The sequence below is a fragment of the Paraburkholderia diazotrophica genome, from assembly GCF_900108945.1.
GTDB lineage: Bacteria > Pseudomonadota > Gammaproteobacteria > Burkholderiales > Burkholderiaceae > Paraburkholderia > Paraburkholderia diazotrophica.
Genome location: NZ_FNYE01000024.1, coordinates 52,355 through 65,785, shown reverse-complemented (window position 1 = coordinate 65,785; position 13,431 = coordinate 52,355). Strand labels below are relative to the sequence as shown.

Below are 13,431 nucleotides of genomic sequence, written 5' to 3'. Positions count from 1 at the left end.
AGCAAACACCGATTGGCATGTTTCCTGTTAGACGAGAACGCGGTGCGTCCCCCTCATACAACTCGCGGCGGGCTCCACGCGTCGCGAGTTCGTCCCACGTAGACAGATCCCAATTCACTGGAGGAACAGCATGGCCAAGATCAACCGCGTCATGGTAGGCGAGTCGCTTATCGGCGAAGGCAACGAAGTGGCCCACATCGATTTGCTGATCGGGCCGAGAGGCTCTGCCGCCGAATCCGCTTTCTGCCACGCGCTCACCAACAACAAGGACGGCTTCACTTCGCTGCTCGCGGTCGTCGCGCCGAACCTGATGGCAAAGCCGAACACGGTGATGTTCAACAAGGTGACGATCAAGGGCGCCAAGCAGGCCGTGCAGATGTTCGGCCCGGCGCAGCACGCCGTCGCGCTGGCCGTCGCCGATAGCGTCGAGGACGGCACGATCCCGAAGGAAGAAGCCGATGACCTGTTCATCTGCGTCGGCGTCTTCATCCACTGGGAAGCCGAAGACGACAAGAAGATCCAGGAGTTCAACTACAAGGCCACGCGCGAAGCGCTCCAGCGCGCGGTAGCAGGCGAACCGAACGCCGCCGAAGTCGTATCGAAGAAGTCGAGCGCCGCGCACCCGTTCGCGCCGAACTAAGGCGCCGATGCGCACACCGGCAGGGACAGGCGTGTTGCGCGCGCGAGGCGCCGCAGGGCGGAAACGTTCTGCGGCGCCTCGCGCCGCGCGCTAATATCGATGTATGCAGAACGCTCAAGCAGAGGCTTCGACATGACCTCATGTTGTCGCGCGGGCATCGCGGTCGCGGCGCTCGCGTGTGTTTCGCTCATCGCGCCACTCGCGTCGGCGGCCGGTTCCGCCGGCAGCGGCGCGCCTGCCAAAGGCTACGACTACCCGACGCAAGGCCGCGTCGAATATGTGCTCGGCTGCATGGACGACAACGGCCACGACTTCGCCAACGTCTACAAGTGCTCGTGCGCGATCGACAAGATCGCGGCCGCGCTCCCCTATGACGAATACGTCGAGCAGATGACGTTCTCGAAGTACGCGTCGCTCGGCGGCGAAGGCGGCAACGAGTTCCGCGTCGACCGTGCGCGCGCGCAGACCAAAAAGTATCGCGCGTTGCAGGAAGAGGCCTATCAGGCATGCGGACTCGCGAAGGCCTCGCCTTCCGCGGCGAAGTGATGCACGCGCGGTGAGACCCGCGCAGTGATGCGCATCGGCCCATCGAGACGGGCGAAGCGCAGTCGTGCAGTCGTGCAGTTGCGCAGGCGACAACCCGCCGCCGCCGACGACACCGCGGCGGGCGCAGTGCGTGCATGCTATGCGTGGCCGTCGCCGCGCCGCCGTTCGATGATTACGCCAACGGCGGCGACGTCGTCGAACTTCGCGGGCTTGCACAGCTTCACACGCACCCAGTGCGCGCCGAATCTGGCGATCAGCAATTGCGCGATCCGCTCGGCCAGCGCTTCGAGCAACTGGACTTTGTGCGTTGCAAGAAGCGTGTGCAGCTCCGCGCGCACGGCAGCGTAATTGATCGTATCGCCGATCTGATCCGTCTCGCACGCGCGCAGCGACGGCACGCCGATCGACAGATCCAGCTGTATGGGCTGCGGCTCGTGCAGTTCGTCCGTGTCGATGCCGATCACCGTCTGCGCGACGAATCCCTCGATATACACGATGTCGAGCGCGGTGCGCAGCGCGGCGGCCGGCTCCGTGCGATCGGCGGGTGCGGGCATCGGGCGCGCGCTCGACGGCAGCACGACAGTGAAATGCAGGGGACTGCTGGCTGGATTGAAACGGTCCATGTAGGTGCTCCACCGTGGGCGCATCGTCGTTGATGAAGCCGCGCGCAGCGCCGCGGCGCGTTGCCGGGTCCGATCGACCTTCGATGCAGGAAAACCCGGCCGGTCATCCCAAGCAAAAAGCACGCGCACTGGCGCATACTGGTACGACTATTTATTGATGTATCGCGACACGGGTTGTAGAGTGATTGCTGAGTGCTGTTGAACGCATTCAAGCGACATATCAAGCGGTTCATCCAAGCGCGCGACAGACGCGCGGCACATCGGAAGTACACGGGGAAACACTTACATACAGCGCCGGCCGTCGCGCCTCGACATGTCGAAGCGGATATCGAGCCGGACGCATCGGAGACGCCCCTGATGTCATCGCTCGTTGACATAGATTCGCACGTCCGGGATGTACTGAACATCGTCAACAACAAGCCTGCCACGTGTTCGATGAGCCCGTCTGTGGCGCAGTCGTGGACGCGCTGCCTCGTCGAATTCGGCCTGGACCCCGGACGTTTCGTGATGCCGCCCGTGCTCACCGAGCACGAACTGAGCATGGCCCGCGAAGCAGCGGGCGATCTGATCGCCTGCTCGAAGCTGGAAATGACGACGCTCTATCAGCAGCTCGCCGACCCGGAACTGGCCGTGATCCTCGTCGATGCGAACGGCGTGATCGTCCATCAGGTTTCGTCGGTGCCGTTCGGCGAGACGGTCGCCGCCGACGGACTGCGCGCGGGCGCCGTCTGGAGCGAGCGCGAGGCGGGCACGAACGGCATGGGCACGTGCCTCACCGAGCGCGAATGCCTCGCCGTCTACCAGCACGAACATTTCTATCCGCGCTACACGTCGCTCACCTGCTCGGCTGCGCCCATCTTCGACGAACGCGGCTCGATAGTCGGCGTGCTCGACGTGACGAGCCGCTCGAAGATGCTGCAACAGCATTCGCTCGTTCTCGTCGGCATGTCGCGGCAGATGATCGAGAACCGGCTGATCGACTCGCGCTACCGCCGCGCGAACACGGTCCACTTTCATAGCCGTCCCGAGTTCGTCGGCACGCTGCACGCGGGCAAGCTCGCCGTCGACGACGAAGGCGTCGTGCTCGCGGCCAATCGCAGCGCGCTGTTCCAGCTCGATCTGCGCTCGCCCGATCAGCTGTGCGGCAAGCGCATCGAAGAAGCGTTCAGCGCGACGCTCGAAGACATGATCGCGCGCAGCATACGCGGCTCGTTCCATCCGATTACCGTGTACAGCGCGCATGCGAACAACCGCTTCTTCCTGATCGCGCAGACACCGCGCGACGCCACCACGTTCGCGGGCGCGAATCATACAACGACGAGCCTCGCGCGCGGGCCATGGAGCGACGTGTCGATCAACCGCAGTGCGCGCACGAAGAGCACGCGCGACGCACGCGACGCGAAACCCGCCGCAGCGGGACTCGACAAGCTGTCGCATCTGGAATTCGGCGATCCGCGCATGGCTGCGCAGAGCCAGCTGGCCGCGCGCGTGATCCAGCGGAAAATCCCGATCATCCTCAGAGGGCAGACGGGCACGGGCAAGGAAGTGTTCGCGAATGCGCTGCATAGCATCAGCCCGAACGCGGCGGGCAGCTTCGTCGCGGTGAACTGCGCGTCGCTGCCGGAAACACTGATCGAAAGCGAGCTGTTCGGCTATCGCGCGGGCGCGTTCACGGGCGCGCAGCGTGAAGGACGGCGCGGCAAGATCGTGCAGGCGAACAACGGCACGCTGTTCCTCGACGAGATCGGCGACATGCCGATGGCCTTGCAGGCGCGTCTGCTGCGCGTGCTGGAAGAGCACGAGGTGACGCCGCTCGGCGCGGAAACGACGATCAAGGTCGACTTCCAGCTGATCAGCGCGAGCCACCGCAATCTGCTCGATCTCGTGCAGCGCGGGCTCTTCCGCGAAGACCTGTATTACCGCCTGAATGGCATCGAAATCAATCTGCCGCCGCTGTGCGAGCGCGCCGATTTGCTGCCGCTCGTTCATCATCTGCTGGAAAGCGAATCCGACGATCCGCCCGAACTCAGCGCCGAAGCGCGCCACGTGCTGCTCAATTACGCGTGGCCCGGCAACATCCGGCAATTGCGGCACGTGCTGCAAATGGCGATCGCGCTGTGCGACGGGCCGGAGATCCGATGCGCGCATCTGCCGGCGGAGATCGTCGGCGAGATCAACGGCAACGGCGGTAACAACAGTGGTAACAGCGGCGGCAACAACGCCGCGTATCCGCGCGCAGGGGCTCCCGCGCTCGGTGGACCTGCACGCGCGCCCGCGCCGCCGTTCGACGACGACACCGATCTGTCCGCGCTCAACGCAATCCAGATCAAGGAGCGCGAAACGGTGCTTGCGATGCTCGATGAGCATCGCTGGAACGTGAGCAACGTCGCGAAGACGCTCGGCATCAGCCGCAACACGTTGTACCGGAAGATGCACAGGTTGCATATCCGGCTTTCGCACGACGGCTCGCCGTCTCCGACGGATGTTGCGCCCGGCGCATGAGCGGCATGTATGAGTGGCATGTAAATTACGCATGAATGCACCGTCGCCCGCCCGCCGCCCCGGCGAATTCCGCCCCGACGCGCGCTTTGCGTGGTGCATCACGGGCTCGGGCCATATGCTCGAAGAATCGATCGACGTGGCGCTCGCGCTGCCGGGCGTCGATCTGTTTCTGTCGGCGGCCGGCGAAGAAGTGCTGCCGCTCTACGGCTGGCCCGTGCCGAAGCTGCGCGAGCACTTTCGCGTGATGCGCGACAACAGCGCGAGCAGCGTGCCCGTCGGCATGCTGTACGAGGGCTTCTATCACACCGTCGTGATCGCGCCCGCGACCAGCAACACGGTCGCCAAATGCGCGCTCGGCATCTCCGACACGTTGCCGACCAATCTCTACGCGCAAGCGGGCAAGCAGTGCGTGCCGGGCATCGTTTTCGCATGCGACACCGAGCCGAGCGTCATCACGCAAAGCCCGCACGAGTGGGTCGAAGTGCGGCCGCGAGCGCTCGAACTGGAAAACGTCGAACGGCTTGCGCGCGTCGAGCACACGACCGTCGCGCGCTCGCTCGACGAATTGCGCGCGGCATTGAGCGAACGGCTATCCAATCTCGGGCTCGCATGGAACACATCGTCTTCCTGACAGGCAGGCTCGCCGAAAAAAGCGTCGTGCAGGTGCTGGAAGGCATGGCGAACGCGCCGTTCACGTGGGAAGTGCGCGAGATCGGCTTGCAGGTTGCCGCGCTGATGACAGCCGACATGATCCGCCGGCGCGTCGCATTGCCGCTGAACGCCGATCGCATAATCGTGCCGGGCCGTTGCCGTGGCGATCTCGCCGCGTTGAGCGAGCACTTCGGCGTGCCCGTCGAACGCGGACCGGAAGAAGCCAAGGACTTGCCGCAGCACTTCGGGCAGGCCGCGCGCAGTTTCGACCTGTCGCGCTACTCGACGGAGATCTTCGCGGAGATCGTCGATGCGCCGCGGCTCGATCTCGACGGCATCGCGGCGCGCGCGAAGCTGTATGCGGAGCAAGGCGCGGATGTGATCGACGTGGGCTGTCTGCCCGACACGCCGTTTCCGCATCTCGAAGACGCCGTGCGCATGCTGAAGGCAGGCGGCTATCGCGTGAGCGTCGATTCGATGGTCGCCGACGAGCTGTTGCGCGGCGGCCGCGCGGGCGCCGACTACCTGATGAGCCTGAACGCCGACACGCTATGGATAGCCGACGAAGTGAGCGCGACGCCGATCGTCGTCGGACGCGAGCCGCGCGATACGGCGTCGCTGCATCAGGCCATCGACACGATGCTCGAACGCGGCCGGCCCTTTCTCGCCGATCCGATCCTCGATCCGATTCCATTTGGTTTCGCTGCGTCGATTGCGCGATACGTCGCGCTGCGCGAGCGGTATCCGGATATCGCGATCATGCTCGGCGTCGGCAATCTCACCGAGCTGACCGAGGCCGACACGAGCGGGATCAACGCGGTGCTGCTGGGCATCGCGGCCGAGCTGAACGTGTCCGCCGTGCTGACAACTTCCGTCAGCCTGCACGCGCGGCGCGCGGTGCGCGAGGCCGATGTCGCGCGGCGCGTGATGCATGCCGCGCACGACGCGCAGGTGCTGCCCAAAGGCATCGACCCTTCTCTCTCTGCGCTGCATGCGAAGCGGCCTTTTCCATACGATGCCGATGAAATCGCGGCATTCGCCGCGCAGGTGCGCGATCCGAATTTCCGCGTGCAAGTGACGACGGACGGCATTCATGTGTACAACCGCGAGATGCATCTCGTCGATGGCGATCCGTTCGCGCTGTATCCGCATCTGAAGCTCGAACACGATGGCGGCCATGCGTTCTATATGGGCGTGCAGACGGCGCGCGCCGAAATCGCGTGGGAGCTGGGCAAGCGTTTCGATCAGGATCAGCCGCTGGATTGGGGATGCCAGGTCGACCGGCCGGAAGAGAATCTCGACGTGTGGTGTGCGCCGGGGACGACGAGGAAAAAGGGGGGTGGTTAGGTGCTCTGATAAGGTGGCGTCGACTGCCACTTTCGCCGCTCGGCGTCGGGCTGGTAGGTCACCGGCAAAAACTGCGCCGTTGCGAAGCGATCAGTCGGGGAAAGGGCTCGCATTGGCAAACACATAAGTCATCGCTTAAAGCAGTTCGTTTGTTGCCCTGCCCCGTTTCGCGAGGTCCGTTCCCGTCGCAAACGATTCGGCCTTGGGTGCCGCAGGCGGGACACGAAACGATATCACCCTCATATGCAATTGCGCGCCCGTCCAGCATGTCGACGCGGGATGCTGCGAATACGCGGCCATTGGCGGTAGTTATATCGCCGTCTCTGATTTCAAAACGTTGTTTCATCGTTCAATCACTGATATTCGATTTTCTTCGATTGGATTGCTCCGAATCGGCGGAGCCGCGTCTGTGTTACCAATTCGGGCTCGTGCGTGGATGGCTGGAAATCCGCAGAGAAAGGACGACCAACAATGCCCCGTTCAACTAATCCAGTGAAGCCTGCAACGGCTTCGGGATGCGATAAGACTGGCCGTCAAATTTCAAAACATAACTCTGCATGACCGGATTCTTCTCGATCTTGTGACAAACCTCACCAGCCGACACATACCTAATAGGTGTCGTCTTTGTCCTCGCGACCAACTCAGAATATCCGTTTGATTTTGAACCAATCACATCGATAAATACTTTGGTGGCAACACCAGTAAATACACACTTACGATCTCCCTCCCCGCCATAAGAAGCCGTCAACAATCTACGCGCAATTGCCTTTAGATCGTTCACTGTCAAAATATACAAATTCATAATTTGCTCGGAATATGGATTTACACCTGACTGATTGCGTCGGGTAACTCTTATACCGAAAGCTAATTCGTTATCGCTAACTTTGTAGTTGGCAGTATCAATATCTATTTCGCGAGGCTCAATTGCGTCGACAGTCATCAAGTGTTTTTCATTCATCTTACCAAGAACCGTGCCCGTGTCCTCATCTACGACGGCGACGACCATTCCAAGATAGGGTTCGTGGTCACTGCCAGCCTCAGTCACGATCGTATATGCGTACGGCCTAACAATAATATCCAACCGTGCCTTCTGCAGCCAAGACTTGCACTGTATAGCCAACGCATTATTGCATCGCGCAGTAATCTGGTCGTCATTTATTTCCAAAGATGGTTGGCTCGCCTATTGGACATAGCGATAGCTATCACATTTCTATTTTTTTATTAAGCACCATTTTTCTCTGCAACTATCAACAAAAGGTTTTAACTCATTTACTGCCGCCGCCACGTTTCCCGCCTCCCGCAGGTGAATCGCATTTTGCTCTGACAGTCGCATGAAATATAGGAAAATCGACTTGTATTTCGCGTCCCGCTCAGGGATTTCTCGATAATAACCAGAAAAATCGATACCGTCTGCGCATATACCATCAACTTCAACATTACCCACTTTCAATCTGTTTTTCGACACATAAACACCGACACCTCTACCAATAATATCTTTTATATCAACATTAATTATTTCGTTTTCAACGGGCTCTAGTTCACCCTCAAAATAATTTGGCGGCTTATTTAACTTCAAGATTGCTCTGGCAAAACAATCTCCCGCCGTGGCCGAACCGCGCGCGAGCGCACCTCCTGCGATCATGAATGTTTTTTCTGCACCGGCGTCAATTAGCAACGCATCACCGCGCTCTCCCCGGTAGACCTTCGGATTACCTGCGGAAAATGCCCGTACACCATACAGGATCACACACATACATATAATTAATTTAATAATCGATTTCATCTTTCAGCTCCTCTTGTGCCTTACGCCTTTCCGATCCGTAGCGATGCGATATTCCATCTTGTATGGCCGATGAAGAATGAATAAATCGAATCATCCTACCTTGCGGATCTTTCTTCCCTCGTTCCGCATATATAGCGTCAATCAAAGCCATGTCATACGCTCTTGTTTCTGTTGCGGCAATGACAAGATTGCTCATAGCTGTACTGATAACGTCCGTTGAAGGCCCGTTCTGTACCGAAATCGACCATACAACATCATTGATTGCATGGGAGTGATATCTCAGATCGACTCCTGTCTGAGCCTTCACATAGGCAATCTGAACATCAAAGTGTGTTTTCTTTATGAACTCATGCTCAATTCGCGTAAACTCTGCCGTGTTTTCAGAGACAATAGCTCTCCATTTTTGCGAGAACCCCGGTGTGCCCGGAGTCAATCCAACAAATTCCGAAGCCCATGGAAAATCTGGTGAATTGGCAAATTTTTGAACTGTGCCGCCGATGATAAAGGAACCGTCCCGTTGTCGCGTCTTACTTGTCATTTGATAAGAACCGTATGAAACGCCACCTGGATCACCCTGCCCTCCTGAAATGGTAATTGGCCCTCTACCACCGGTTTCATATTGACTTGATAATTTGCCGAGGTCGTAATCTCTTCTTTTTCGTGCAATCGCAAAAGTCGCCACCAACGCAACCGGATTAATGTGATAGACGACCGGGCTCGCCGGGAAGTCCGCGACCTTGCCCTTGACTTCGTCCCACCACTGAAGCTTCCTGATGCGTTCCAGTTCGCACTGCCAGTTCTGCTTTGCATTTTTCATCAGTGCCGTAAGGGCTTGCCAGCGTCCCATATCACCGCCCCATTCGCTTTCATAGCGCATGATGATGTGCGACAGTTCCTGGGCAAGCCAGGGCTCGCGCAGGGCGGCCCGTAACGCACGCGCGGTCACGACATTTCCGGCATCCTTGCTATTCCGTTTGTCTGTATCAAGCGCCGCGACGATGCGTTCGAGCCTAAGCAAAAGCGCACTTCCATTGATCGCCTCGGTCGATGGCTCGAACTCCCGCTGCTCCTTCCAGTCAGCCACGCCCGTTACGACCAGCGCACGCCGGAAAGCATCCGTGAGGCTGATTCCCGTCGCGTCCACGACCTCGAAGCCGGGCCACGCCCAGGGACTATCCCACTGCGTGCCCGGATGTCCTTTTTCACAAACCCATCCACGCGCAGGCTGGCCTTTCGCGTTGCCAATCGGAATTCGCCACCAGCGCACACCACGTTCGTCGACGGCCTTGTCCGCGGTATCCAGGGCGTCCAGTTCGGCGAGCGACGATGTATGGATCAAGCCGCACGCGGGTTCAGCTATGGCCTGAAGCTGCAACGGGAACTGGCTCCATGCGGGAGTCCCGTTACCGGCTGTCGCCAGCTTGTCGCGCTCGATCCACACGGGCGGCCCGTCTTTCACCAGCAGGGCTCCTTGAGCATGGCATAAGGCCTGTACCAACACCCACGGACCGCTCGCCGGACATTGCATGAGCGTGACTTTTGCAACGGGTCCACGTACGCCAAGTCGCGTATTGGCCGGTGCGGGTGCCGGCACCAGCCTCGCGCCTGCATTGACGACAAAAACGGTGCGCTGGTCCGCTGGTGACTGTGCAGCGCGTGCACGGCTCTTTTGGAGGAAGGCAGAGAACTCCGGACCGGCGAACACTTCGAGATGAAGAAGCAGCCGAGCCGGACGGGGCGGCAGCGGCGTTGCACGCTCGTAGTCGTGATACTCCCCGATCTGCCCGAGCAGCGTACCGGCCTTGATCTTGATCGGCACGTGCGGAATCACCACCGTACCCACGCCAGTCGGCTCCTTCACCGGTTGCAGATGGGGCAAGAAAAGCCAGCCCCAGTCGCCCTCGGACGTGACCGGCGCGGGCGGTGCTTCGTGTGCAGAAGCAGCGCCATCCGGCGTGTGGCTGTCCGGACGCTGCCAGGGTACGTTCAGGTCATCCGAGCCAAACACGCCGCCGTTCGTCGGGCTGATCATCGTGCCCGCTGTAATCGTCTTGATATGCGCCCACTGGCCACGTCTCTCGTTGATGGTGATCTCGCTGCCTTCCGGAAGGAAGCCGACGCGCTTGCCCGTCTTCGGCGCCGTCCAGACAAACGCGCCCGCCGTACCCGGGCTGCCATCGTGCCCCGGAAGCTGGTGAGCCTTGCTGCCGATTCGGTACGCGTCCACGCCTTCCCACCACCACGGACGCGCGAGCTTCCCGTCAGCGAGGTAGGTGCTCCAGTCCGCCATGTGCATGTAGAGGCTATACACCATCTGCATTTCGTCAGCGGACTGCGTTGCCGTGGTGCCAGGTGCGGGCGGCAGGGTCATCCTGTGGCGCACGAGCACGAAGCCGGTCGAATACATCGCCCATTTACCATCCTGCGCGAAATGTAGATGCGGGTACGCATCGTCAATCCGGTAAGCCACAATCTCTCCGTCCGCGATGCATTGCACGCCGTCCGCCTGATACAGATAGCTTGCGGTCGCCGCGCCGAAATGCACGCCGCCATGCGGAAAGCCGTTCACGCCGAGCGGATAGTAACCGTCATCCATGAGGCCAAATGCTGAGTAGCACGTCTGCGGATCGGCAACAGGCTTCTTGTCCTTTGTCGCGAAGGGATAGGTCCAGCGGATGGACGGTTCAGTCGAAACGGGTTTTTCGGATGCGGCAGGTTGTGTCGTCATATCGCATTACTTGCTGTAGGGTTGTCGTGCACGACTGGTAGCGGTGAACAACGATCGTTACCCAGAGAACCGTGAGCCGTGCTGGCCCGTGTCGGGAAGGTCGGTCGTCCAGGGCAGTGCTGCTTTTTTCATGGCCGCATCGGGCGACTGCTTTTGCCACGACGCTGCTTTCTCGATGTAGTCGCCCGGGGTTACCTGCCTGATGCCGGTCGCCGTGATGCTGATATAGGATCCCCCAGCGCCGATCCACACCTCGTCCTTTGCAGACAGCACAACCCGGCCTGCCGTGCTTGTCACGGTGAGGTCTTTCATTGCGGTCGCGGCCAGTGTGTCGCTTTGCGCCTGAATCCGAACCGGGCCCCTGGCCGCGAATATCTTTACGCCCAGCGTGTGCGCAAAGAGCGAGATCAGTTCGCCCGCCGCGATCGTGAAGCGCTTCATGATGCTGAAATCAGCGTCCTTTCCGGCGATAGTCTGGATACTGTGACTAGCCGCAATCTGCACCCCCTTGGCTGCGACGATAGCTATCGATGCAGGCGCGCTCGCGAGCAGGCCTGGCTGCTTTAGCTGGTTGAAGTCATCATTGATGGCCTTCTGCGCGTCCGTATCGGCAGGTTCGGCCTTCGACGCCTTCGCCGACTCCGCAAGCGCATGCGCGAGCGCCAGCGCCTGTTCAAGCTGCGCAATGGTTTCCTGCATGTCCAGTTGCTGGCCGCTCGCGCCCGGCCGGTCATAGGCCGTCAGGTGCAAACCGCTACCGCCCCGCAGCACACCACTGCCCGACGTGCGCAGTTCGAAACCCTCGCCGCGCTTCTGCTTCTTCGAATCAACCAGATAACCGAGATTCAGCTGCGTCTTGCCCGCATGTTCGGTTGACAGCTTGATCCCTTCCTGGCCCTCCCAGTCCTCCATCCGAAACTTGTTGTTGCTCTGCGTGCGGATCACGTTGCGCGACAGCCAGCGGTCGTCACTGGTGATGTGATCGATCGCCTGGCTGTTGTGCATCGCGTGGGCGATATACGGTCGGTTCGGGTCGCCGTCATGGAAAGCGACAGCGACCTCGGTGCCGTCCAGCAGCGGAAAATGAAAGCCAGTCTGGAGCGCGCCCGCGAACGGCTTCGCAAGGCGCAACGGGACGCTTTCGCCCCCTGCACTCCATTCGTCGAAATCAAGGTCGAAGCGCACCACGTAATGACCCTGTTGCGTCACATACGCGTACTTGTATTTGCCTGGCGAGGTAATGCGCGCGCTCAGCGTGCCGCCGATCTTCGGCCAGGTTTCCTCGTTGAGCGGAAGCCTGAATCGGCGGTCTGACGGAATGGCCTTGTAGGAGTTCGTATAGGCGTCGTCGCGTGCGCCGCGGTGCGTGACCTCGACAATCACCTGACCGTGAGGCGCATCGGGCAATATCTCATCGATGTGCAGAATGCGCGCTGGCGCTAGCGCCAGCACGTTGCTCTGACCTTCATAGACGATCTGCGACGCAATCGCCGCCTCATGCCTGAGCTGTGCCTCCCACTTCGCACCCTGCGCGTCCAGGTGATGCGCGCCCCACACATAGAACTGCCCGTAGGTGGTGCTGTCATCGGTGGCAATGTTGGCTTCGTCCCTGAACCGTTCCCAGGCACTGCTCGGGTTGTAGTCGGCTACCGCTACCGACTGCGCAACGGTGCTGGCGACGGTCGCAAGCGAAGTCACCGCTTCAACGCCGGACTCCAGCCCCGCCTGCTCGCGGTAGGGGACATCGAGTGCGGGCTGATAGACATAGTGATCGATGTCGTCGCACAGATTCACGATGTCGCCATGCTCGCCCGACGTGAAATAGCTATAGATGCCCTCCTGCCTCATCAGAAGCTGCACCCAGGCGAGGTCATCCATCTGATACTGCAAGCGGAACGCGTGCTGCGGATATTGGCGGCGCAACCTGAAACTGTATTGATGGCCCCTGAATCCGTGTCGCCTCAAAACCTGTTCGATGATCTCCGGAGCAGTCACGTGCTGATAAATGCGGCTCGTGCGTATGTGCGCGAGCTTCGCAACATGCGCTTCGACTGCAAGTTCGTAACTGGTGAAGTCCCTGGTCGTCTTGAGCCTCGCAAAGCGCGTGATCCAGCCAGCAAATGTGCGGCGCTGCGCGTGTTCGGTAACAATGGAGAGCGTCGCGTTCCGGCCCAGGTAATCGGCCCGTGACAATGCATCGGGATGCGTGAGACGGAGTGTGATGCGGTAAGGTTCGCCAAGCCTTTCCGTGGCTTCAAACGAAACAACGGACAGCGCCCCTGCGCCCTCTATGCCGGGCACGTCAAGGAAGTAGGCTTGTCTCCCCGTGCCTGCACCCATATCGCGTGAGGCGATGAACAGCGTGTCCAATGCGTCTGCCATCTTTCTGCCCCTTTTATGAAGTTGGGCTCAGCGTGCCGGAGGCGCACAGACGCGTATATCAGAAAAGGTCGAAAGTTTTCGTGGAGCCTGTATGGACCGGATAGGCAGGCGGACGGAACATATCAGCCTGGGCCGCAGCGCAGCGCCGTCGAGCCGGCGCCATAAAGAAAAAAAGCTGACGGCCCCGCGCGGGGTACGGTCTACAGGCCGTCAGCCAACCACACACAAC

Annotated in this window: 11 protein-coding genes; 5 read left to right on the top strand and 6 right to left on the bottom strand. The window is 60.3% G+C overall.

Annotated features, from left to right (window positions below):
- Positions 1 to 130 precede the first annotated feature (130 nt).
- On the top strand, positions 131 to 640 hold the full coding sequence (gene fae, locus BMW76_RS25970; protein ID WP_090870401.1) for a formaldehyde-activating enzyme: 510 nt from the start codon (positions 131 to 133) through the stop codon (positions 638 to 640).
- 132 nt (positions 641 to 772) lie between these two features.
- Positions 773 to 1,186 (top strand): hypothetical protein, encoded by a 414-nt coding sequence (locus BMW76_RS25965; RefSeq protein ID WP_090870506.1) that lies wholly within the window; start codon positions 773 to 775, stop codon positions 1,184 to 1,186.
- 137 nt (positions 1,187 to 1,323) lie between these two features.
- On the opposite strand, the gene BMW76_RS25960 is transcribed toward BMW76_RS25965, so the two are convergent.
- The gene (locus BMW76_RS25960) at positions 1,324 to 1,809 is read right to left on the bottom strand and encodes a dihydroneopterin aldolase (RefSeq protein WP_090870398.1); all 486 of its coding nucleotides are present in this window, start codon (positions 1,807 to 1,809) and stop codon (positions 1,324 to 1,326) included.
- A gap of 357 nt (positions 1,810 to 2,166) precedes the next feature.
- Here BMW76_RS25960 and BMW76_RS25955 point away from each other — a divergent pair, with 357 nt between their 5' ends.
- Genes BMW76_RS25955 through BMW76_RS25945 form a run of 3 tightly spaced genes read left to right on the top strand, consistent with a single transcriptional unit; the run spans position 2,167 to position 6,309 of the window.
- Positions 2,167 to 4,311 carry a sigma-54-dependent Fis family transcriptional regulator gene (locus BMW76_RS25955; protein ID WP_090870504.1) on the top strand — a complete coding sequence of 715 codons (2,145 nt, stop codon included), beginning with the start codon at positions 2,167 to 2,169 and terminating at the stop codon, positions 4,309 to 4,311.
- Between the two features lie 31 nt (positions 4,312 to 4,342).
- A complete protein-coding gene (locus BMW76_RS25950; protein ID WP_090870396.1) occupies positions 4,343 to 4,942 on the top strand; it encodes a flavoprotein in 600 nt (199 codons plus the stop codon).
- Complete coding sequence (locus BMW76_RS25945) at positions 4,921 to 6,309, top strand: DUF6513 domain-containing protein (protein ID WP_090870394.1); 1,389 nt, start codon at positions 4,921 to 4,923, stop codon at positions 6,307 to 6,309. Before BMW76_RS25950 ends, BMW76_RS25945 begins: the two co-directional genes overlap by 22 nt.
- A 58-nt stretch (positions 6,310 to 6,367) precedes the next feature.
- Here the strand turns inward: BMW76_RS25945 and BMW76_RS25940 are convergent, their stop codons facing one another.
- The 5 genes from BMW76_RS25940 to BMW76_RS25925 form a co-directional block, all read right to left on the bottom strand.
- Complete coding sequence (locus BMW76_RS25940) at positions 6,368 to 6,655, bottom strand: PAAR domain-containing protein (protein WP_090870392.1); 288 nt, start codon at positions 6,653 to 6,655, stop codon at positions 6,368 to 6,370.
- 138 nt (positions 6,656 to 6,793) lie between these two features.
- Entirely contained in the window at positions 6,794 to 7,429 is a 636-nt protein-coding gene (locus BMW76_RS25935; RefSeq protein WP_090870390.1) for a PA3715 family protein, read from the bottom strand.
- A gap of 90 nt (positions 7,430 to 7,519) precedes the next feature.
- Positions 7,520 to 8,092: a hypothetical protein gene (locus BMW76_RS40520; protein WP_143062329.1), complete on the bottom strand. Its 573-nt coding sequence runs from the start codon at positions 8,090 to 8,092 to the stop codon at positions 7,520 to 7,522.
- Positions 8,076 to 10,820 (bottom strand): VgrG-related protein, encoded by a 2,745-nt coding sequence (locus tag BMW76_RS25930; protein WP_245763393.1) that lies wholly within the window; start codon positions 10,818 to 10,820, stop codon positions 8,076 to 8,078. The genes BMW76_RS40520 and BMW76_RS25930 overlap by 17 nt, the downstream gene beginning before the upstream one ends.
- A 57-nt stretch (positions 10,821 to 10,877) precedes the next feature.
- Positions 10,878 to 13,202, bottom strand: coding sequence for a type VI secretion system Vgr family protein (locus tag BMW76_RS25925; protein WP_090870388.1), 2,325 nt, complete (start codon positions 13,200 to 13,202; stop codon positions 10,878 to 10,880).
- Positions 13,203 to 13,431: the final 229 nt, after the last annotated feature.